Origin of the sequence: Xanthomonas sp. A1809, from assembly GCF_017746015.1 — a bacterium.
Taxonomy (GTDB): Bacteria; Pseudomonadota; Gammaproteobacteria; order Xanthomonadales; family Xanthomonadaceae; genus Xanthomonas; species Xanthomonas euvesicatoria.
The window spans coordinates 86,635-105,082 of record NZ_JAGHWZ010000003.1; the positions used below are offsets into that span (position 1 = coordinate 86,635).

At 66.0% G+C, this 18,448-nt stretch carries 20 protein-coding genes, 3 tRNA genes and 1 other RNA gene; 18 read left to right on the top strand and 6 right to left on the bottom strand.

All coding sequences use genetic code 11. The features are described 5' to 3' along the window. Nucleotides 1–112 precede the first annotated feature (112 nt). Together J7396_RS01505 and J7396_RS01510 are read left to right on the top strand one after the other, a co-directional pair. Nucleotides 113–189, top strand: a tRNA-Asp gene (locus J7396_RS01505). 277 nt (nucleotides 190–466) lie between these two features. Further along, complete coding sequence (locus J7396_RS01510; RefSeq protein ID WP_209260848.1) at nucleotides 467–2,437, top strand: peptidyl-prolyl cis-trans isomerase; 1,971 nt, start codon at nucleotides 467–469, stop codon at nucleotides 2,435–2,437. A gap of 682 nt (nucleotides 2,438–3,119) precedes the next feature. Here the strand turns inward: J7396_RS01510 and J7396_RS01515 are convergent. Both J7396_RS01515 and gloB read right to left on the bottom strand, forming a co-directional pair. After that, a complete protein-coding gene (locus J7396_RS01515) occupies nucleotides 3,120–4,298 on the bottom strand; it encodes a lytic transglycosylase domain-containing protein (protein WP_209260849.1) in 1,179 nt (392 codons plus the stop codon). Beyond that, nucleotides 4,295–5,062 carry a hydroxyacylglutathione hydrolase gene (gloB, locus tag J7396_RS01520; RefSeq protein ID WP_029818805.1) on the bottom strand — a complete coding sequence of 256 codons (768 nt, stop codon included), beginning with the start codon at nucleotides 5,060–5,062 and terminating at the stop codon, nucleotides 4,295–4,297. Before gloB ends, J7396_RS01515 begins: the two co-directional genes overlap by 4 nt. A 12-nt stretch (nucleotides 5,063–5,074) precedes the next feature. Between gloB and J7396_RS01525 the strand changes: the two genes are divergently transcribed. The 3 genes from J7396_RS01525 to dnaQ are packed head-to-tail and all read left to right on the top strand — an operon-like array spanning nucleotide 5,075 to nucleotide 6,954. Beyond that, the gene (locus J7396_RS01525; protein WP_003483816.1) at nucleotides 5,075–5,731 is read left to right on the top strand and encodes a hypothetical protein; all 657 of its coding nucleotides are present in this window, start codon (nucleotides 5,075–5,077) and stop codon (nucleotides 5,729–5,731) included. 27 nt (nucleotides 5,732–5,758) lie between these two features. After that, a complete protein-coding gene (rnhA, locus tag J7396_RS01530; RefSeq protein ID WP_008571574.1) occupies nucleotides 5,759–6,211 on the top strand; it encodes a ribonuclease HI in 453 nt (150 codons plus the stop codon). An 8-nt stretch (nucleotides 6,212–6,219) separates the two neighbouring features. Beyond that, a complete protein-coding gene (gene dnaQ / locus J7396_RS01535; RefSeq protein WP_209260850.1) occupies nucleotides 6,220–6,954 on the top strand; it encodes a DNA polymerase III subunit epsilon in 735 nt (244 codons plus the stop codon). A gap of 41 nt (nucleotides 6,955–6,995) precedes the next feature. Here the strand turns inward: dnaQ and J7396_RS01540 are convergent, their stop codons facing one another. Continuing rightward, on the bottom strand, nucleotides 6,996–7,700 hold the full coding sequence (locus tag J7396_RS01540) for a PP2C family serine/threonine-protein phosphatase (protein WP_003483822.1): 705 nt from the start codon (nucleotides 7,698–7,700) through the stop codon (nucleotides 6,996–6,998). 196 nt (nucleotides 7,701–7,896) lie between these two features. Between J7396_RS01540 and J7396_RS01545 the strand changes: the two genes are divergently transcribed. Then, nucleotides 7,897–7,987, top strand: a tRNA-Ser gene (locus J7396_RS01545). Between the two features lie 256 nt (nucleotides 7,988–8,243). Further along, nucleotides 8,244–8,648: a DUF6165 family protein gene (locus J7396_RS01550; RefSeq protein WP_014089517.1), complete on the top strand. Its 405-nt coding sequence runs from the start codon at nucleotides 8,244–8,246 to the stop codon at nucleotides 8,646–8,648. A 211-nt stretch (nucleotides 8,649–8,859) separates the two neighbouring features. On the opposite strand, the gene J7396_RS01555 is transcribed toward J7396_RS01550, so the two are convergent. Then, entirely contained in the window at nucleotides 8,860–9,909 is a 1,050-nt protein-coding gene (locus J7396_RS01555; RefSeq protein WP_031421417.1) for a glycosyltransferase family 9 protein, read from the bottom strand. Between the two features lie 20 nt (nucleotides 9,910–9,929). Here J7396_RS01555 and J7396_RS01560 point away from each other — a divergent pair, with 20 nt between their 5' ends. The 7 genes from J7396_RS01560 to J7396_RS01590 are packed head-to-tail and all read left to right on the top strand — an operon-like array spanning nucleotide 9,930 to nucleotide 14,043. Continuing rightward, the gene (locus J7396_RS01560; RefSeq protein WP_011346602.1) at nucleotides 9,930–10,679 is read left to right on the top strand and encodes a 3-deoxy-D-manno-octulosonic acid kinase; all 750 of its coding nucleotides are present in this window, start codon (nucleotides 9,930–9,932) and stop codon (nucleotides 10,677–10,679) included. Continuing rightward, nucleotides 10,679–11,428: an MBL fold metallo-hydrolase gene (locus J7396_RS01565; protein WP_029818808.1), complete on the top strand. Its 750-nt coding sequence runs from the start codon at nucleotides 10,679–10,681 to the stop codon at nucleotides 11,426–11,428. Before J7396_RS01560 ends, J7396_RS01565 begins: the two co-directional genes overlap by 1 nt. Then, on the top strand, nucleotides 11,428–12,459 hold the full coding sequence (moaA, locus tag J7396_RS01570) for a GTP 3',8-cyclase MoaA (RefSeq protein WP_029818809.1): 1,032 nt from the start codon (nucleotides 11,428–11,430) through the stop codon (nucleotides 12,457–12,459). Before J7396_RS01565 ends, moaA begins: the two co-directional genes overlap by 1 nt. Then, nucleotides 12,456–12,836, top strand: coding sequence for a nuclear transport factor 2 family protein (locus J7396_RS01575; RefSeq protein WP_209260851.1), 381 nt, complete (start codon nucleotides 12,456–12,458; stop codon nucleotides 12,834–12,836). The genes moaA and J7396_RS01575 overlap by 4 nt, the downstream gene beginning before the upstream one ends. A 24-nt stretch (nucleotides 12,837–12,860) precedes the next feature. Then, nucleotides 12,861–13,358, top strand: a complete 498-nt coding sequence (moaC, locus tag J7396_RS01580; RefSeq protein WP_209260852.1) for a cyclic pyranopterin monophosphate synthase MoaC — start codon at nucleotides 12,861–12,863, stop codon at nucleotides 13,356–13,358. Next, nucleotides 13,355–13,600, top strand: a complete 246-nt coding sequence (gene moaD, locus J7396_RS01585; RefSeq protein ID WP_008571288.1) for a molybdopterin converting factor subunit 1 — start codon at nucleotides 13,355–13,357, stop codon at nucleotides 13,598–13,600. The genes moaC and moaD overlap by 4 nt, the downstream gene beginning before the upstream one ends. Beyond that, entirely contained in the window at nucleotides 13,597–14,043 is a 447-nt protein-coding gene (locus tag J7396_RS01590; RefSeq protein WP_209260853.1) for a molybdenum cofactor biosynthesis protein MoaE, read from the top strand. Before moaD ends, J7396_RS01590 begins: the two co-directional genes overlap by 4 nt. 385 nt (nucleotides 14,044–14,428) lie before the next feature. Here the strand turns inward: J7396_RS01590 and ffs are convergent. Beyond that, nucleotides 14,429–14,525, bottom strand: an RNA gene (gene ffs, locus J7396_RS01595) — signal recognition particle sRNA small type. Between the two features lie 75 nt (nucleotides 14,526–14,600). Continuing rightward, nucleotides 14,601–14,693: transfer RNA gene (locus J7396_RS01600), tRNA-Ser, on the bottom strand. Between the two features lie 135 nt (nucleotides 14,694–14,828). Here J7396_RS01600 and dnaX point away from each other — a divergent pair. The 4 genes from dnaX (at nucleotide 14,829) to J7396_RS01620 (ending at nucleotide 18,358) form a co-directional block, all read left to right on the top strand. Next, entirely contained in the window at nucleotides 14,829–16,880 is a 2,052-nt protein-coding gene (dnaX, locus tag J7396_RS01605; RefSeq protein ID WP_014089536.1) for a DNA polymerase III subunit gamma/tau, read from the top strand. Nucleotides 16,881–16,886: 6 nt separating this feature from the next. Further along, nucleotides 16,887–17,207 (top strand): YbaB/EbfC family nucleoid-associated protein, encoded by a 321-nt coding sequence (locus tag J7396_RS01610; protein WP_011346622.1) that lies wholly within the window; start codon nucleotides 16,887–16,889, stop codon nucleotides 17,205–17,207. A gap of 101 nt (nucleotides 17,208–17,308) precedes the next feature. After that, a complete protein-coding gene (gene recR / locus J7396_RS01615) occupies nucleotides 17,309–17,902 on the top strand; it encodes a recombination mediator RecR (protein WP_008571619.1) in 594 nt (197 codons plus the stop codon). A gap of 105 nt (nucleotides 17,903–18,007) precedes the next feature. After that, nucleotides 18,008–18,358 (top strand): histidine triad nucleotide-binding protein, encoded by a 351-nt coding sequence (locus tag J7396_RS01620; RefSeq protein WP_008571618.1) that lies wholly within the window; start codon nucleotides 18,008–18,010, stop codon nucleotides 18,356–18,358. The last annotated feature ends 90 nt before the right edge of the window (nucleotides 18,359–18,448 follow it).

Here is an 18,448-nt window from a genome sequence, read left to right on the forward strand (position 1 = left end):
GTCCCGTCCGCTCCGCCAGTTACACGCGAAGCCCCTGAGCAATTGGGGGCTTCGTTTTCTCCACGAAATTCGTCATGCGAATGGAGTGGGTGCAGATGTCCAAGTTTAAAGCGGAGCGGTAGTTCAGCTGGTTAGAATGCTGGCCTGTCACGCCGGAGGTCGCGGGTTCGAGTCCCGTCCGCTCCGCCAGTTATACGAAGCCCTCGGCCCTGTGCCGGGGGCTTTTTTTTTTGGATGTCGGTCGATGGGTGTGGGTCCATGCAGGCATGCCGGTGCGGCGTACTGCAGCGCATCCGCCAGCGGCGCGTTCTGCTGCGTCTGAAGGTGCTCGGGTATCTGGCCCGGCTGGCGCCGTCCACCCTGGACCGATGAACGCGCCACGACGCCATCGTCACGGGCATTGGGCTGGGTGCCTGGCGTCAAGCGCGTTACACTGCGCGGCTCGCCCACAGGCCGTGATTTGCCAATGCTGCAGAAACTTCGCGACAAGACGTCAGGCTGGATCGCTACCGCCATCCTGGGGTTGCTGATGATTCCGTTCCTGTTCGTCATCGACAACAGCTACCTCGGCGGCATTGGCGCCAATAACGTGGCCAAGGTGCAGGCGCCGCCGACCTGGTGGAAATCGGCGCCGTCGTGGTGGCCGGTCTCTTTGCTGTGGCAGCACCATGAAATCAGCACGCAGGATTTCCGCGCGCGCTTTGAGCAGGCGCGCATGCAGGAGCGTCAGCGTCAGGGCGAGAAATTCGATCCGCGCACCTTCGAGTCCCGCGAAAACAAGCTGCAGGTGCTCGACCAACTGGTCGACGAACAGGTGGTGCGACTGGGGGCGGAAGACGCTGGAATCGTCATCGGCGATGCGACCGTGCGCGATTACATCGCCAACATTCCCGCATTCCAGGTCGATGGCAAGTTCAGTCCCGACCAGTACCGCGCCGCACTCGCGCAGGGCACGCCGCCGCGCACGCCAGCGCAGTTCGATGCGCTGGTGCGCGATAGCCTGCAGCAGTCGGTCATCCCGCAGGCGGTGGCGGAGTCCGGCTTTGCCACCAAGTCCGAGTTCGAGCGCCTGCTCAAGCTGATGGGCGAAACGCGCGATGTGGAGCTGGCGATGCTGCCGCCACCGGCCGCAGATACCGCGCCGGTGAGCGATACGCAGATCAAGCAGTGGTACGACGGGCACGCGCAGGATTTCCGTCAGCCGGAAACCGTGACGATCGAATACGTGGAGCTCAACGCCGCCACGATGCCGCCAGCCACTGCGGCCGACGAGGCCACGCTGCGCAAGCGCTATGAAGACGAGAAGGCACGTTTCGTCGAGCCGGAGCAGCGTCTTGCGTCGCACATCCTGATCAGCGCCGGCGCCGATGCAGCCGCGCAAAAGGCTGCCGAGGCAAAGGCCGCCAAGCTCGCTGCCGAGGCCAAGCAGCCGGGTGCCGACTTTGCTGCGCTGGCCAAAGCCAATTCGCAGGACCCCGGCTCCAAGGATGCCGGCGGCGACCTGGGCTGGGTCGAGAAGGGCGCGATGGTCAAGCCGTTCGAGGACGCGCTGTTCTCGATGAAGGCTGGCGAGGTGGTCGGCCCGATCAAGAGCGAATTCGGCTACCACGTGATCCAGCTGCGTGAGGTCAAGGGCGGCCAGGGCAAGTCGTTCGAGCAGGTGCGCGACCAACTGGCTGCCGAGCAGCTCAAGGCTGACGCAGACAAGGCCTTTGCCGATGTCAGTGGCAAGTTGGTGGACCAGGTTTACAAGAACCCCACCGCACTGGAGCCGGCGGCCAAGCAGGTCGGCTTGCCGGTGCAGACCTTGGGACCGTTCTCGCGCAGTGATGCCAGCGGTGTTGCTGCCAACCCGGCTGTGCTGCGCGCGGCGTTCTCAGAAACGCTGGTGCAGGACGGTACGGTGAGCGATCCCATCACCATCGCGCCGAACCATAGCGTGGTGTTGCGTGTCACCAACCACACCGCCGAACAGGCCTTGCCGTTGGACAAGGTGCGCGACAAGGTGACCGCGGCAATCCGTGCGGACCGTGCCGAGAAGGCCGCCGCGGCTGCTGCCGATGCCTTGCTGGCACGCTTGCAGAAGGGTGAGACGCTGCAGGCGCTGGCCGACAGCGAGAAGCTGCAGGTGCAGCCGATCCCGGGGCTACCGCGGACGGCGCCGATCCCGACCCCGGCTGCGAACCGTGCGATCTTCAGCGCGCCGCGACCGACCGAAGGCAAGCCGTCGGTTGGCAAGGTGGAGCTGGATGGCGGGCGCTTTGCTGTCTTTGTCATCAGCAAGGCGACGCCGGGCGATCTGAAGCAGATGCCGGCCGAGCAGCAGACGATGCTGCGCGAGCAGTTGAGCCAGATCGACGGAAACAACGCTGCGCAGGCTTACGTCAAGGAAATGCGCAAGCGCTACAAGATCCAGATCGAAGAAGCCCAGCTGTAAGGCTGGATAATCGATTGGTGAGAAAAGCCCGGGCAACCGGGCTTTTTCTTTGGGCGTTTGTCGTGGAGAACACCGGCCGGCTGGCGCGCAGTCGCCGTCGATCTTCCGCGGCGCATGTCGATTTGCCGGCGGTGTCTGCGCGCTGCATGGCTGCCGGGAGCTGCGATTCCTGGGCGCCAATCGCCGGTTGTCGGCTAGTCGCCTGACGATCTGGCAGTCGTCGCTGACGCTCGATTGGGCGACGGCGCGCGCGGGGATCGCTCCTGACAGACATGCCAGGTGTCCCGCTGATGATCTCCGGTGGCCGGGTCAGCTGAATGGCTAGGCGGGATTGACTCACCAGGGAGCACCGCTAATGTCGTGGCGCGCATTGCAGGGAGGCCTGCAAGCTTCGAGTTTTGCCGGAGCTCGGCTCGCACGTACAGCGCCAAGTCGATTCCCCGGCGCGACGCGCAGCAGACGCTAACTGTGCCTTTGCACCCCGGCAACGCTCAAGATCCATCTTTCGCGACCGAAGCGGCCTGACGAGAAGGCTGGGTTGGTGAGCGAAATTCAGGATCGGCGTGATCATGCCGCCTACTGCCTACTGCCTACTGCCTACTGCCTACTGCCTACTGCCTACCGCCTACCGCCTGCCCGTGCCAACGACAACGTCCAAGGTGCGTCGCACCTTGGCGTCACTTTAGGGCGAGTCGTCGAACGACAGCACCATGCCAGGCTTCAGAATGGCGCTTTTGTCCAGGCCGTTGGTGGCGAGCAGCGTCGTCACGGTAATGCCATAGCGGCGTGCGATCGCCCAGGCCGATTCGCCATTGCGCACGGTGTGGGTACGTGCTGGCGAGGTCGACGCTTTGCTGGCTGCAGAGGCAACGGCGGTCGGTGCGGGGGTGCTGCTGGCGGCGCCAGTTCCCACCTCGGCGGAGGCGACCATGGCGCTATTTGCACCGGGCTGCGGCGGCGCAAGCGGCGCAAGCACGTGCACGCCGCGCGGCGCAGCGCGTGCGCCAGCGAGGGCGGGATTCAGGCGCGCGAGCAGTTGCGGCTCGATCGCGCGCTGTCCGGCCCAGGCGTTGAGGCTGGTGCCTGCCGGCAACGCATGTTCGGTGAGGACGGGCACCTGGCGATCCAGCGACGTCAGCAGGTTGCCCTGCTGTTGCGCGTGATCCAGCACGCAGGCAAGTGCGTGCAGTTTCTCCACATAGTCGTAGGTGACCTTGGACATGCCCGGCAATTCGGAGGGGCGTGCGTTTTGCGCGTTCATCCCGGCGCTGCGCATTGCCTGCAGCACGCGGTACTCGCCGGCGTTGTAGGCCATCAGGGCCAGGCGCCAGTCTCCGCCGAACATGCCGTAAAGGGTTTTGAGATAGCGCACCGCCGCAGTGGTGGAGTCCACTGCCGACAGGCGTCCGTCATATTGCGCACCGACCGGCACCTGGTGGTTGCGCGCGGTGGTCGCGATGAACTGCCACAGGCCGGCAGGGCCGCTGCCGTTGCGGGCCCCGGGGCGATAGCCGCTTTCAACGAACGGGATCAGCGCAAATTCGGTCGGCATGTCGGCCTTGCGCAACTCGTCGACGACATAACCGAATAACGGCAGGACATCCTGCGCATCGTCTGCCAGACGTGCCGGGGCGCGCGAAAAATGCTGTTCCCAGCGGGCATCGCTATGGGCGCTGTCGCAGCCCGGGTCGGCACGACCGTCGAGGAAGGCCGAAAAAATCTCGCGCCCGTTGCGGAGGCTTGGCGCGCTGGCTTGCGCGACCTGGCTACTGGCGGGGGCGGAGCTTGCGTCGTTGGACGATGCGGCTGCCGGTGCGATGGCCGAACAGGCGGCCAGCACTGTCAAAACCAGGCGCCTCATGCGCGAAATTCGTCTTTCCAGCGCCGAAGTTCGGCGAAAACATCGACTTCAGAGGAAAGCTCGCTGGCTGCGCGCGGTGCTACTGCAGCGCGGATCTCGGGGCGGCCGGTGCGTAAGAACGGATTGGTGGCCAGTTCACTCTTGAGCGAAATCGGCAGGGTAGGACGGGCTGCATGACGCATGGCCTGGGCTTCCTGTTGACGGCGCTGCAAGGCAGCGTTGGTGGGATCGACGTGCAGCGCGAAGGCCGCGTTGGCCAAGGTGTATTCGTGGCCGCAACACACAAGCGTTTCGCCAGGCAGGGAGGCCAGGCGCTGCAACGAGTCGAACATCTGGGGAGCGGTACCTTCGAACATCCGCCCACAGCCTAGGCTGAACAGGGTATCACCGCTGAACAGGTAGCCGTCAGCGACGAAGGCGATGTGGCTGCGGGTGTGGCCGGGCACCTGGAGCACTTGGAACTCGACATCGAGCAGGCGCAAGCGCTCGCCCTGGCCCACCTGACGCGCGTCCGCCGGGATGCGTTCGTCGGCCGGGCCGAACAACGCCAGGTTCGGCCAGCGCTGCTGGAGCTCGGCAACGCCGCCGATGTGATCGCCGTGGTGGTGGGTGAGCAGGACGGCGCTCGGCACCAGGCCCTGGTGCTGCGCGGCAGCCAGGACCGGCTCGGCCTGACCGGGGTCGACAATGATGGCGCGGCCATCTGCAGCGATCAGCGCCCAGATGTAGTTGTCGTCGAATGCGGGCAGGGCGATCAGTCGCATAGAATTGGGACCATGCCTGCCCCGCCATTCTCACGTCAAGCTGGCGTCTCATCCTGGTTTGAAACCGGCGCGGGGCGCGGCCTGCTTCAGCTGGAGCGTCGTCTGGCGTTGGAAGCGCTACAGACACGGCCGTCGCAGCCGTGGTTGTGGCTGACGCCGACCGCCGACATGCCTGCGCGCGAGTTGCTGCAAGGGCGCGGTTTGCGCCTGCATCGCAGTGCCGGCCGCTTTGCCGGCGACGCACGCTGCGCGCTACCGTTTCCGCTGCCGACCGAGAGCCTGCAGGCGATCGTGGCGCAACATGCGGTGGTTGGCGGGGCAGCGGACTTTCTGGCCGAATGCGAGCGTCTGCTGATGCCCGGCGGCCGTCTGTGGCTGTTCACGCTCAATCCGATGAGCCCCTACCGCTTCCGCTGGGCGCGGCGCGGGCCGGTCGCGTTGCGCCCGGATCGCTGGCGCCTCCTGGCCCAGCGTGCCGGTCTGCACAGCGTGCAGGCCGAGCGCTACCTGGGGCCGATCTGGCGCCCCAGCGGCGAGTCCACCGACCCCGGCCGGGCACCCTGGCGCGCGGTGTATCTGCTGGAAGTGGAAAAGCGTGCTGCCGCGGCGATCGGGCCGACGCCGATCGCCCTGCCTGCCCGCTGGCCACAGCCGGTGGCCACGATCTGACCTGTTTACGTTCAACTCTGGAACCTGATGAAATCCATTGAAGTGCATACCGATGGCTCCTGCCTCGGCAACCCCGGCCCGGGCGGCTGGGCGGCCTTGCTGCGTTACAACGGCCGCGAAAAGGAGCTGGCCGGCGGCGAGGCGGTATCGACGAACAACCGCATGGAATTGATGGCGGCGATCATGGCGCTGGAAACGCTGACCGAGCCGTGCCAGATCGTGTTGCATACCGATTCGCAGTACGTGCGCCAGGGCATCACCGAATGGATGCCGGGGTGGGTGCGACGCAACTGGAAGACCGCCGGTGGCGATCCGGTCAAAAATCGCGAGTTGTGGGAGCGGTTGCACGCGGCCACGCAGCGCCATCGCATCGATTGGCGTTGGGTGAAAGGCCACAATGGCGACCCGGACAACGAGCGCGTCGACGTGCTCGCCCGCAATCAGGCCATCGCCCAGCGCGATGGTCTTGCGACATCGTAAGAGGACACATGCGTCAGATCATTCTCGATACCGAAACCACCGGCCTGGAATGGCGCAAGGGCAACCGCGTCGTCGAAATCGGCGCGGTGGAGCTGCTGGAGCGGCGCCCGAGCGGCAACAATTTCCATCGTTACCTGAAGCCGGACTGCGACTTCGAGCCGGGCGCGCAGGAGGTGACCGGGCTGACCCTGGAATTTCTTGCCGATAAACCGCTGTTCGGCGAGGTGGTGGATGAGTTTCTCGCCTATATCGACGGCGCGGAACTGATCATCCACAACGCTGCGTTCGACCTGGGGTTTCTGGACAACGAACTGGCGCTGCTGGGCGATCACTACGGGCGTATCGTCGAGCGCGCCACGGTGGTCGATACCTTGATGATGGCGCGCGAGCGCTATCCGGGGCAGCGCAATTCCCTGGATGCCCTGTGCAAGCGTCTGGGCGTGGACAACTCGCATCGCCAGCTGCACGGCGCGTTGCTCGATGCCCAGATCCTGGCCGATGTGTATATCGCGCTGACCTCCGGCCAGGAGGAGATCGGGTTTGCCAGTGCCGACGCCGGTCAGCAGACCGATGCGGCGAGCGGCGTGATTGCGTTCGACCCGGCGCTGCTGTTGCCGCGTCCGCGCGTTGCGGTGACCGCTTCCGAATTGCAGGCCCACGAGGCGCGCTTGGCGCAGCTGCGCAAGAAGGCAGGGCGTGCGTTGTGGGATCCGCCGGTCGAGAAGATTGCGGTCGCCGGGTGAGGCGCCTGGCCTGAGGTACTTTGCTCGCGCGCCGGGCTACGTCAGTAACTGCGCACCAGGATCGCGGTGATGTTGTCCGAACCGCCGCCATCCAGTGCGGCGGCGACCAGGCATTCCACGCATTCCTGCGCGCTGCAATCGGCCTGCGACAACGTGGCCGCGATGGCGGCATCGTCCACCTCTTCGGTCAGGCCGTCGCTGCACAGCAACAGCTGCATGCCGGATTTGAGTTCGCCTTGCATGATGGCGACATTCAGATGTGCCGGGTCGGTCACGCCGAGTGCCTGGGTCACCACGTTGCGATGCGGGTGCGCGCGTGCCTGCTCGCTGGTCAGCGTGCCCTGGGCGATGAGCTCCTGCACATAGCTGTGGTCCTGGCTCAGCTGCGCCAGCCGGCCATCGCGCCACAGGTAGGCGCGGCTGTCGCCAACCCAGGCCACTTCGAAACGCTGGCCGAGTACGCGCGCGGCGACCACGGTGGTGCCCATCGGCAAGGTGTCGTTGCAGCGGCGCGAGGTCTTGATGATCTCTTCGTCGGCGATGCGTACCGCCTGCGCCAGCGGGGTACCGGCGCGGACTTCGCGCACGATGGTCTCGCGGGCCAGTGCGCTGGCCACTTCCCCGCAGGCATGCCCCCCCATGCCATCGGCGACCAGCCACAATCCCAGCTCGCTGTCGCCGTAGTAGGTGTCCTCGTTGAGGTCACGGCGCAGGCCGACATGGGTGAGGTGTCCGAATTCGAGCATGGGGCCGGGTCGCCAAGGAGAAGATGCGCCACCATCATCGCGGCCCGGCCGGTTAGCGGCAACACGCCACGCAAGGGCGCCGCAGCACCGGTTCACGCCTGGACGCGCGCTGACCCTGCCTGCGCCGGCTCGGGCCGCTTGTGGCGCGGGCCATGTGCCCGTATGATGCACGGCCCCAGGACACTGGGGACCATCTGGAGAGGTGGCAGAGCGGTTGAATGTACCTGACTCGAAATCAGGCAGGCGTTTATAGCGCCTCGGGGGTTCGAATCCCCCCCTCTCCGCCAGATTGAGGCGAGTAGGTGCGCCAGTGCCGCGTGAGTTTCGCCGGCGGCATTGGGGGGTGAGAATCCCCGGGTTCGACAGGCAGCGCAGCTGTCTGCACGGCGAAGCCGCCCGCAGGGCGAAGGCACGAAGTGCCGAGTGAATCCCCACTCTCCGCCAGATTCGCATCAGCCCCCGCAAGGGGGCTTTTGTTTATGTGTGGCAGTCGCCGGCCGCGGCGATGACTACAATCCGCCCGATCCCCGTTGGAGGCCTGTCATGTCCGAGATCCTGGTGCCCGTGTCTTTTGGTGAACTGCTCGACAAGATCGCGATCCTGCAGATCAAGTCCGAGCGCATGCGCGATGCAGCCAAGTTGACCAATGTGCGCAACGAGCTGTCTGCGCTGGAAACCAGCTGGATGGCGCATCCGGCCGCCGGCCACGACATCGTGCGCCTGCGCGCCGAGCTCAAGGCCGTCAATGAGCGACTGTGGGTGATCGAGGACGACATCCGCCTCAAGGAGCAGGCGCAGAGCTTCGATGACGCCTTCGTGCAGCTGGCGCGCAGCGTGTATATCGAAAACGACGAGCGCGCGCGCATCAAGAAGGAGATCAACCTGGCGCTGGGTTCTTCGTATGTGGAAGAAAAGTCCTATCAGGACTATCGCGCTACCGGCGCCTGAGCGTGTTGACGGTTTGATCGCGCAGGTGGTCTGACAGCGCGAGTTGTTGCAGGAAGCGTCTTCGCTCGATCTCACGCCCATTGGTGCGGGCGCCTCTGCAACTTGCCCGGCGCCTGATCGCCGAGCAGCTTCAGAGCCGGTGCTGAAGTGCTGGCTGCGTCGCCTTTTGCGCCAACCGTGTGGCGGTCCGGCGGCGATTGATCGCCGATCGTCAGCGCGGGTGGTCGGCGCGATAACGCTCGAAGGCGGCGATCGCATCGTCCACGGTGATCAGCGACATCACCTCGTCGAATTCGATCTTCGTTCCCCAGCGTAGCTGGTCGGCTGGCTTGTGCAGGAATTTGCGCGCGGCGGCGTCGTAGCGGTCCACGCAATAGCGCACGTCCGAGTACGGGCCGCTTCGTCGCGGGTTGCTGGCCGCATGCAGGCCGAGCACCTTGGTGCCCATGGCGTTGGCGATATGCATCGGCCCGGAATCCGGCGTGACCACCAGGTCCGCGCGCGCGAGCAGGGCAGGCAGTTGCTTAAGGGTGTCCTTGCCAACCAGATCCAGCACCGGCGTGCGTGCGGCCGCAACGGTGGCATCGGCAGTGCTGCGTTCCAGGTCGCTGCGGCCGCCGCACAGCACGATCCGCCAGCCCTGCGCGGCGGCATGATCGGCCAGCGCGGCGAGGCGATCGGGATACCAGTTGCGACGCGGGTGGCTGGAGCAGGGCGAGATCATCAGTACAGGGCGGCCATCGTCGTCCCATTGCGCGCGTGCCCAGGCATGCGCCTGGTCGGGCACCGGCAGGTCCCAGCGCACCTGGGTCTGGCGCAGGCCCAGCGGCTCGGCAAAGCTGCCGATGGCGTCGAGCACGTGGATGCCGGGGCGATCGGCGATGCGCTCGTTGACGAACAGGCCGTGCAGGTCCTTGGAGCGGCTGCGGTCGTAGCCGATGCGTCGCCGCGCCGGCACGAAGGCCGACAGCACATTGGCCCGAAAGGCCACCTGCATCTGCAGCAAGGCATCGAAGCGGCCCAGCGGTGCCAGCGACCGGCGTAGTGCGCGCATGCCGGCCACCCCGCTGCGTTTGTCGTAGGCGTGGAATTGCACGCCGGGCAGACCCTCGAGCAATTTCAGCCCGGCCTTGTCGATGACCCAATGCAGTTGGGTTTCAGGAAACCCGGCCTGCAACGTCCGTACCAGCGGCACCACGTGCGTGACATCGCCCAGGGCGGACAAGCGCAGCAAACACAGCGATGCGGGCGTTACAGCCATGGTGTTGTTAGACTCGATAGATGGTTTCTTTCGATGCCACCGAAGCGCTGGCGCCGTACCGCGAAGGTCGCGGGTATGGCGCCATTCTGTTCGACCGCGAACGGCTGCGGCAAGCCGATGCCAGCCTGTTTTCGCCGCAATCGTGGGGCGACAGGGCGCGGCCGGTGGACGCAGGCGGGCGTGGCGGCGCGTGGTTCGTGGATGCGCCATTCGGGCATAGCGTGTTGCGGCAGTACCTGCGCGGCGGCATGGCCGCACGCGTGAGCCGCGATCGCTACCTGTGGAAAGGGGCAGGGCGCACGCGCAGTTTTGCCGAGTTCCGGCTGATGCGCGAACTGATCAAACGCAAGTTGCCGGTGCCGCGTCCGTTGGCCGCCTGCTATCTGCGCGAAGGCGTGGGCTATCGCGCTGCGCTGTTGATGGAGCGGCTGGAGAACGTGCGCTCATTGGCCGACCACGCCCAGGTGGCCGGTCGCGGTGCGCCGTGGGAGGCGACCGGCCAGCTGATTGCACGCTTCCATCGCGCTGGCCTGGATCACGCCGATCTCAACGCGCACAACATCCTGTTCGATGCCGGCGGGCATGGCTGGCTGATCGATTTCGACCGCGGCGTGCTGCGCATTCCGGCCACGCGCTGGCGCGAGCGCAACCTCAAGCGGCTGCATCGCTCGCTGTTGAAGCTGCGCGGCAACCGCAGCCGCGAGGATGTCGACAAGGACTATGCGCGCCTGCATCGCGCCTACGAACTGGCCTGGGGCCGGGGCTACTGATGGACTGGGGATTGCGGGTGCAGGGAGTCGGCAATGCGTCGGCGGTGGCCCTTGGCTCGCCGATGGCCACGCTCGAGCGCGCCGGTGCGCCCTGGCTGACCATCGATTGCGGCAGCGAGGGGCTGACCGCCTATCAGGCTCACTATGGCCAGCTGCCACAGGCAATCTTCATCACCCACGTGCATCTGGACCATGTCGGTGGCCTGGAACGGGTGTTCGTCGACAGTTATTTTTCCGAGCGCCGCGGGCGCACGCGCCTGTACGTGCCGGCGCCGGTCGTGCCGCTGCTGCAGCGGCGCATCGCCGATTACCCGAATGTGCTGGCCGAGGGCGGGGCGAACTTCTGGGACGCATTCCAGCTGGTGCCGGTCGGCGATGCGTTCTGGCACGACGGCGTGCGGCTGGAAGTGTTCCCGGTCCGCCACCACTGGCCCGAGACGGCTTACGGGTTGCGTTTGAAGGGGGCGCTGGTCTGGACTGGCGATACCCGGCCGATCCCCGAAATGCTGAAGCGTTATGCGGACGACAGCGAACTCATCGCGCATGACTGCGGCGTTCACGGCAACCCGTCGCATACTGGCGTGGACGATTTGGAGCGGGAATACCCGCAGGACCTGCTGAGCCGCATGCTGCTGTACCACTACGCCAGCGACGCCGACGGCGATGTGCTGCGTGCACGTGGCCACCGCGTCGCCGTGCCCGGCCAATACCTTGCGCTGGCGAACCCGACCGCAGCGACGGTGCCCTGATGGGCGCCTTGCTGCTGCCGGATCTTGCCACGGCGCCGATGCAGGACCGCTACGGCCGTCCGCTGCGCGATCTGCGCCTGTCGGTGATCGAGGCCTGCAATTTCCGCTGCGGGTACTGCATGCCGGCCGATCGCGTGCCAGACGATTACGGCTTCGACTCGCAGCAGCGGTTGAGTTTCGATCAGCTGGAAACCCTGGTGCGTGCCTTCGTTTCGGTCGGGGTGACCAAGGTGCGCCTGACCGGCGGCGAGCCGCTGCTACGGCGCGACTTACCGAGCCTGATCGCACGGCTGACCGCGATCGAGGGCATCGAAGATCTGGCGCTGACCACCAACGGCACCTTGCTTGGACGCCAGGCCGTCGCGCTGCGACAGGCTGGGCTGCGCCGCATCACCGTCAGCATGGATGCGCTGGAACCGGCGTTGTTCAGGCGCATGAGCGGCGATCGCGGCGAAATTGCGCAGGTGCTGGCTGGCATTGCCGCCGCCGAGCAGGCCGGTTTCCAGCGGCTGAAGATCAACTGCGTGGTGCAGCGTGGCGTCAACGAAGATCAGGTGCTGCCGTTGGTGGAGCACTTCCGCGGCACCGGGCACGTGCTGCGCTTCATCGAATTCATGGACGTCGGCAGTTGCAATGGCTGGACGGCGGATGCGGTGGTGACCTCGGCGCAATTGCACGAACGCATCCATGCGCGCTGGCCGTTGGTGGCGCTGGACGCCAATTACACCGGTGAAGTGGCGCAGCGCCACGCGTTTGCGGATGGCGCTGGCGAAGTGGGCTTCGTCAGTTCGGTCAGCGTGCCGTTCTGCGGCGATTGCCAGCGTGCGCGCGTCTCGGCCGACGGGCATCTGTATACCTGCCTGTTCGCCAGTCAGGGCCACGACCTCAAGCCGGCCCTGGCCAACGGCGAGCCTGCGCTGGCGACGCATCTGCGCCAGCGCTGGAGCGTGCGTGGCGACCGCTACAGCGAAGTGCGCGCCTCGGTGCCGCGGCGCGGCAAGCCGGTCGAGATGTTCTTGATCGGCGGATGAGCGAGGACGCGCTGCTGGTGCAGCTGCGCACGCTGGAGCTGCGTCTGCTCGATCCGCAGCAGCGTGCCGATGTGCAGGTGTTGGAAGCGCTGCTCGATCCGGCCTTTGTCGAGTTCGGTACGTCGGGCCGCCGGTACACGCGGAGCGAGGTGATCGCGGCCCTGCGCGCCCCCGGTGTCGCTGCCGAGTACTGCGCAGAAGACTTCGAATGCGCTCGGCTGGCACCGGATCTTGCGCAGGTGCGCTATCGGTCGGTGGAACGCCGTCAGGGTGTTGAGCGGCAGGCCTTGCGCAGCTCGTTGTGGCGCAGCAATGCTGCTGGATGGCAGCTGCTGTTCCATCAAGGCACCTTGTTCACCGAGAATGCCGCATCCTGAGTGCCTGTCTTCGCGTCGCTTCCCATGCCTGCAAATTCCCGCTCCGCCCGCCTGACCCATCTGGATGATGACGGGCTCCCCACCATGGTGGATGTCTCGGACAAGGCGGTTACCGCCCGTAGCGCCACTGCGGAAAGCCGCGTGCGCTTTCCGGCGGCCGTGGCCGCACAGTTGCGCGCCAACGGCTTGCGTAGTGCCAAGGGCGGCATCGTGGAGACGGCGGTGATTGCCGGCACCATGGCGGTCAAGCGCACGCACGAATTGATTCCGTTCTGCCATCCATTGCCGATCGATGCCTGCCGTTTCGAGATCGACTGGGCGGGCGAGCAGCTGCTGGATATCCGTTGCACGGTGCGCTGCGTGCATCGTACCGGCGTGGAAATGGAGGCGCTTACCGGTGCCAGCGTGGCGGCGCTGACGGTGTATGACATGTGCAAGGCGTTGTCGCACAGCATGAGCATTGGTCCGACCAAATTGGTATCCAAGCGCGGCGGCAAGCGCGACATCGGAGCGGCACAATGACCGCCACGGTGACGGTGCTGTATTTCGCCAGCCTGCGCGAGGCCGCAGGAATTGCCGACGAGCGCGTGCAGAGCGGCGCGCAGGATCTGCGCAGCCTGTACGCGGAACTCGATGCGCGGCATGGCCTGCGCTGGACGCCTGCGCAGTTGCGTGTGGCCGTGGATGGCGCATTCGCGCGCTGGGAGGATGCGCTGCGCGATGGCAGCGAAGTGGTGTTCATTCCGCCAGTGTCGGGAGGTTGAGCGTGAGCGAACAGGTTGCAGCGATCTTTGCGCTTTCCGAGGTGCCGTTGCCGATCGATCGGCTGCGTGCGGGGGTGGAACATCCGCATGCCGGCGCGTTCGCCAGCTTCGAAGGCTGGGTGCGCAATCACAACGAAGGCCGCGGCGTGGCCGGCTTGCGCTACGAAGCCTATGCCGCGCTCGCACAGGCCGAAGGGCAGCGTGTGCTGGACGAAGCAATGCAGCGATACGCCATCGTGCACGCGCATTGCGTGCACCGCGTGGGCGAGCTGCGTATCGGCGACATGGCGGTGTGGGTCGGCGTCAGTGCGGCGCACCGTGGCGCCGCATTCGATGCGTGCCGCTACATCATCGATGAGGTCAAGGCGCGCGTGCCGATCTGGAAGAACGAGCATTACCTGGAAGGCGATGCGGGTTGGTTGCATCCCCAATCGCAACCGTAGCAGGCGGATGCGGTCCGGCACGCACCCGCGCGCGAGCCGGCGCCGGCCTTGCATAGCCGCGCGGCGCAGCACGAGCTGACTGCTGCTTTTCGCTGGATCAATCGTGCGCAAGTCGATCCTCCGGGTAGCTCGCCTGGAGTCTTGCGAAGTTGGGGTGGTGTCCCCGCCGGTTGACCTCGGCGCCCGCATCGCGCCGTGGGAAGCGCTCACGTTGCGGGGATGGGGGCGCCGTCGCCACGGCGGATACGAATGACTGGTCGGCTTTTCGCCTCGGCTTTGCGCATGCGCGCAGCGCTGCACGTGATGATCGCAGTTGTTCGATCAATCGCGCCCAAGGCAGAGGTTCCAGCTAGTTCGCCTGGCATTGCCGAAAGTTGGGGTGGTGTCCCCGCCGGTTGACCTCGGCGCCCGCATCAATCGATACCGTTGCTGCCTTCCGGCCCTGGCGGGATTTTCGATCTAGCGTCGCGAGGGACCGACGGGGCCACCATAAGACGTGGGCCATTGGCATGGCCCTGCGATTTGCGACATGGGTGTCTTTGCGCAAATCATGAAACTGGCGGAGAGAGGGGGATTCGAACCCCCGAAGCGCGGTTTAGACGCTTACACACTTTCCAGGCGTGCTCCTTCAACCACTCGGACACCTCTCCGTGCCTGCCCGACCGTGGTCGAACAGGGCCGCAAATTCTAGCGGTCGCCGGCCCGTACCACAAGCTGAATCTTCCAGCCGCAGTCGCTGAGACCGGGCGTGGCACAATATCCGCTCAAACAGAGCCGGTTGCCCGATGTCTTACCTCGTTCTCGCCCGCAAGTGGCGCCCGAAGCGTTTTGCCGAACTCGTAGGCCAGGAACACGTGGTCCGCGCGCTCAGTAACGCGCTCGACAGTGGGCGCGTGCATCACGCGTTCCTGTTCACCGGCACCCGTGGCGTGGGCAAGACCACCATCGCGCGCATCTTCGCCAAATCGCTCAATTGCGAGACCGGCACCAGTGCCGATCCCTGCGGGACGTGCCCGGCCTGCCTGGACATCGACGCCGGGCGCTACATCGACCTGTTGGAGATCGATGCCGCATCCAACACCGGCGTGGACGATGTGCGCGAGGTGATCGAAAACGCGCAGTACATGCCCTCGCGCGGCAAGTTCAAGGTCTATCTGATCGACGAAGTGCACATGCTGTCCAAGGCGGCGTTCAACGCGCTGCTGAAGACGCTGGAAGAGCCACCGGAGCACGTGAAGTTCCTGCTGGCCACCACCGACCCGCAAAAATTGCCGGTGACGGTGCTGTCGCGCTGCCTGCAGTTCAACCTCAAGCGATTGGACGAAGACCAGATTCAGGGGCAGATGACGCGCATCCTGGCCGCTGAACAGATCGAGTCGGATCCGTCGGCGATCGTGCAGCTGTCCAAGGCGGCCGACGGCTCGCTGCGCGATGGTCTGTCGCTGCTGGACCAGGCCATCGCCTATGCCGGCGGCGCGCTGCGCGAGGATGTGGTGCGCACCATGCTGGGTACGGTCGATCGCACCCAGGTCGGCGCGATGCTGCAGTCGCTTGCCGATGGCGATGGCGCGCGCCTGTTGCAGGTGGTGGCCGCGCTGGCCGAATTTTCGCCCGATTGGAGCGGTGTGCTGGAGGCCCTGGCCGAGGCCCTGCACCGGGTGCAGGTGCAGCAGTTGGTGCCATCGGTGGCCTTTGTCGGCGACGGGATCGACCCGACGCCGTTTGCGGCGCAGCTGCGGCCGGAAGTGGTGCAGCTGTGGTACCAGATGGCGCTCAACGGGCGACGCGACCTGTATCTGGCGCCCAGCCCGCGCGCCGGTTTCGAAATGGCAGTGCTGCGCATGCTTGCCTTCCGCCCCGCAGCGGCGGTGCCGGCTGGCGGCTCGGACGACGGTCGCGGTGCCACGGCGGGCGGTGGTGCGCGTTCTGGCGCTGCCGGCGGTCAGGCTGCTGCGCCGGCAGCGGCAGCGCCCGCCGTAGTGGCCTCGCCTGCTGCGGTGACGGATACGATGCCGGCTGCGGAAGCGTCCTTGCCGGCATCAGCAACCCGGGCAACGCCGATTTCGGCTGCGCCTCCCGTTGTCGTGCTTGCCCCCCAAGAGTCTTCTCCGGACAGCCGTGCGTCTGCAGCCAGTGCGCGTAATGACGACACCCCGCCGTGGGCAGTGGACGATGCGCCGGTGCGTGCGCAGGTCGCGCCGGCACCCGACACGATGGCCGTGCTTGCGCCTGAAGCGGCGATGGCTCCGCCAGCTGCCACCGTCGAGCTCGCGCACCCCGATGCGATTGCGTCCGACGCTGTGGTGGAGGCTCCGGCTTCGGTCGCAGTGTCGTCGCTTGTCGAGCCCTCGTCGCTTGAGGAGCCAGCGGTGGTCGCGCCATCGGCAACGGCAGGGGCTGCATCAGGCTCGGCGACCGACGCGACGGCCCTGCTCGATGACGGCCGCATCGCCGATGCCGAGCAATGGCTGGAGCTGGTCACGCGCAGCGGCTTGAATGGCCCGTCGCGGCAGCTGGCCGCCAACGCCGCATTTATCGGCCATCGCGATGGCGTGCTGCGGCTGGCGCTGGCGCCTGGCTTCGAATATCTGAACTCCGAGCGCTCCATCGCCAACCTCGCGCAGGCGCTGGCACCGGTGTTGGGAAACCCGCCGCGCATCGTCATCGAAACCGGCAGCGCCGATGTCGAAACCTTGCACGAGCGTGCCAACCGCCAGAAAGGCGAGCGCCAGAGCGCGGCCGAAACAGCCTTCATGAACGACCCGACGGTGCAGTTGCTGATCCAGCAGCAAGGCGCGCGGATCGTGCCCGATTCCATCCGCCCTTACGACGAGTAACGACCCATGCGTGGAAATATTGCCCAACTGATGCAGCAGGCGCAGAAGATGCAGGAAAACCTGCAGCGCGCCCAGGAAGAACTGGCCAAGCTGGAAGTCACCGGCAGCGCCGGTGGTGGCATGGTCAGCGTGACGCTGACCGGCGCCAAGGAGTGCCGCAAGGTGCGCATCGACCCGAGCATCCTCTCCGACCAGGAGATGGCCGAGGATCTGATCGCCGCCGCCTTCAACGACGCCTCCAACAAGATCGACGCCGAATCCAAGGACCGCATGGGCTCTGCGACCGCCGGCATGCAGTTGCCGCCGGGCATGAAGTTGCCGTTCTGAAAGGCAGGGAATCGGGGGTGGGGAATCGGGAATCGTAGAGCGAGCTGGCTTTGCTGTTGCGATTCCCCAATCTCGATTCCCGATTCCCGATTCCCGACCCAATGTCCACTTTGCTCGAACAACTGATCGAGGCCTTCCGGGTATTGCCCGGCGTGGGCCAGAAGTCGGCCCAGCGCATGGCCTATCACGTGCTCGAGCGCGAGCGCGAGGGCGGGCGGCGGCTGGCCGCTGCGTTGGGCAACGCGGTGGAAAAGGTGGGGCATTGCGTGCAATGCCGCGACTTCACCGAATCGGAAATCTGCAGCATTTGCGCCAGCAGCAGCCGCGACCGGCAGCAACTATGCGTGGTGGAGTCGCCGGCCGATCGCCTGGCGATCGAACATGCCACCGGCTACCGCGGGCTGTATTTCATTCTGCAGGGGCGCCTGTCGCCGCTGGATGGCATCGGCCCGCGCGAACTGGGGCTGGATCGGCTCGGCGAGCGTCTGGCTGCCGGCGAAGTGACCGAAATGATCATCGCCACCAATGCGACGGTCGAAGGCGAGGCCACGGCCCATTACCTGGCGCAACTGGCGCGCCAGCACGCAGTACGCCCAAGCCGGCTCGCCCAGGGCATGCCGCTGGGTGGCGAGCTGGAGTATGTGGACCGCGGCACCCTGTCGCACGCCTTCGGCACCCGCAGTGAGGTGCTTTGAGGGCGGGGAATCGGGAATGGGGAATCGGGAATCGGAGAAGCAAAGTCAGAAGCGCGCGCGGTAAGCTCTTGCGATTCCCCAATCCCGATTCCCTATTCCCATCCTATGACCGACACCATCTTCGGCAAAATCATTCGTCGCGAAATTCCGGCCACCATCGTTTACGAGGACGATGAGGTGCTGGGCTTCGAAGACATCGCGCCGCAGGCGCCGGTGCATGTGCTCTTCATTCCCAAGCAGCACGCCTTTCCGACCCTGGACGATGTGCCGCCGGAGCAGGCGCTGCTGGTTGGCAAGCTGGCCATCGCAGCGGCGACCTATGCGCGCGCACAAGGGCTGGCGCAAGACGGCTACCGCATCGTGATGAATTGCCGCGAGCATGCCGGCCAGACGGTGTTCCATCTCCATCTGCATTTGCTGGCCGGTGCGCCGCTGGGCCGCTTCGGCACGCCTTGACGCGTCGTCGGATCGCGCGTTGCGCGCAAGCCGCGTCATGCAGCGATCGTCGTGCACAAACAAAAACGCCGCTCCCTGCGAGCGGCGTTT

Bases quoted from the DNA above. Each gene is read 5' to 3' on its own strand.
- rnhA (WP_008571574.1), top strand. From the start codon at position 5,759: ATGAAATCCATTGAAGTGCATACCGATGGCTCCTGCCTCGGCAACCCC.
- moaC (WP_209260852.1), top strand. From the start codon at position 12,861: ATGCCTGCAAATTCCCGCTCCGCCCGCCTGACCCATCTGGATGATGAC.
- J7396_RS01560 (WP_011346602.1), top strand. From the start codon at position 9,930: ATGGTTTCTTTCGATGCCACCGAAGCGCTGGCGCCGTACCGCGAAGGT.
- J7396_RS01565 (WP_029818808.1), top strand. From the start codon at position 10,679: ATGGACTGGGGATTGCGGGTGCAGGGAGTCGGCAATGCGTCGGCGGTG.
- dnaX (WP_014089536.1), top strand. From the start codon at position 14,829: ATGTCTTACCTCGTTCTCGCCCGCAAGTGGCGCCCGAAGCGTTTTGCC.
- J7396_RS01540 (WP_003483822.1), bottom strand. From the start codon at position 7,700: ATGCTCGAATTCGGACACCTCACCCATGTCGGCCTGCGCCGTGACCTC.
- J7396_RS01515 (WP_209260849.1), bottom strand. From the start codon at position 4,298: ATGAGGCGCCTGGTTTTGACAGTGCTGGCCGCCTGTTCGGCCATCGCA.
- J7396_RS01550 (WP_014089517.1), top strand. From the start codon at position 8,244: ATGTCCGAGATCCTGGTGCCCGTGTCTTTTGGTGAACTGCTCGACAAG.
- J7396_RS01510 (WP_209260848.1), top strand. From the start codon at position 467: ATGCTGCAGAAACTTCGCGACAAGACGTCAGGCTGGATCGCTACCGCC.
- moaD (WP_008571288.1), top strand. From the start codon at position 13,355: ATGACCGCCACGGTGACGGTGCTGTATTTCGCCAGCCTGCGCGAGGCC.
- recR (WP_008571619.1), top strand. From the start codon at position 17,309: ATGTCCACTTTGCTCGAACAACTGATCGAGGCCTTCCGGGTATTGCCC.
- J7396_RS01610 (WP_011346622.1), top strand. From the start codon at position 16,887: ATGCGTGGAAATATTGCCCAACTGATGCAGCAGGCGCAGAAGATGCAG.
- J7396_RS01575 (WP_209260851.1), top strand. From the start codon at position 12,456: ATGAGCGAGGACGCGCTGCTGGTGCAGCTGCGCACGCTGGAGCTGCGT.
- J7396_RS01555 (WP_031421417.1), bottom strand. From the start codon at position 9,909: ATGGCTGTAACGCCCGCATCGCTGTGTTTGCTGCGCTTGTCCGCCCTG.
- dnaQ (WP_209260850.1), top strand. From the start codon at position 6,220: ATGCGTCAGATCATTCTCGATACCGAAACCACCGGCCTGGAATGGCGC.
- J7396_RS01525 (WP_003483816.1), top strand. From the start codon at position 5,075: ATGCCTGCCCCGCCATTCTCACGTCAAGCTGGCGTCTCATCCTGGTTT.
- J7396_RS01620 (WP_008571618.1), top strand. From the start codon at position 18,008: ATGACCGACACCATCTTCGGCAAAATCATTCGTCGCGAAATTCCGGCC.
- moaA (WP_029818809.1), top strand. From the start codon at position 11,428: ATGGGCGCCTTGCTGCTGCCGGATCTTGCCACGGCGCCGATGCAGGAC.
- gloB (WP_029818805.1), bottom strand. From the start codon at position 5,062: ATGCGACTGATCGCCCTGCCCGCATTCGACGACAACTACATCTGGGCG.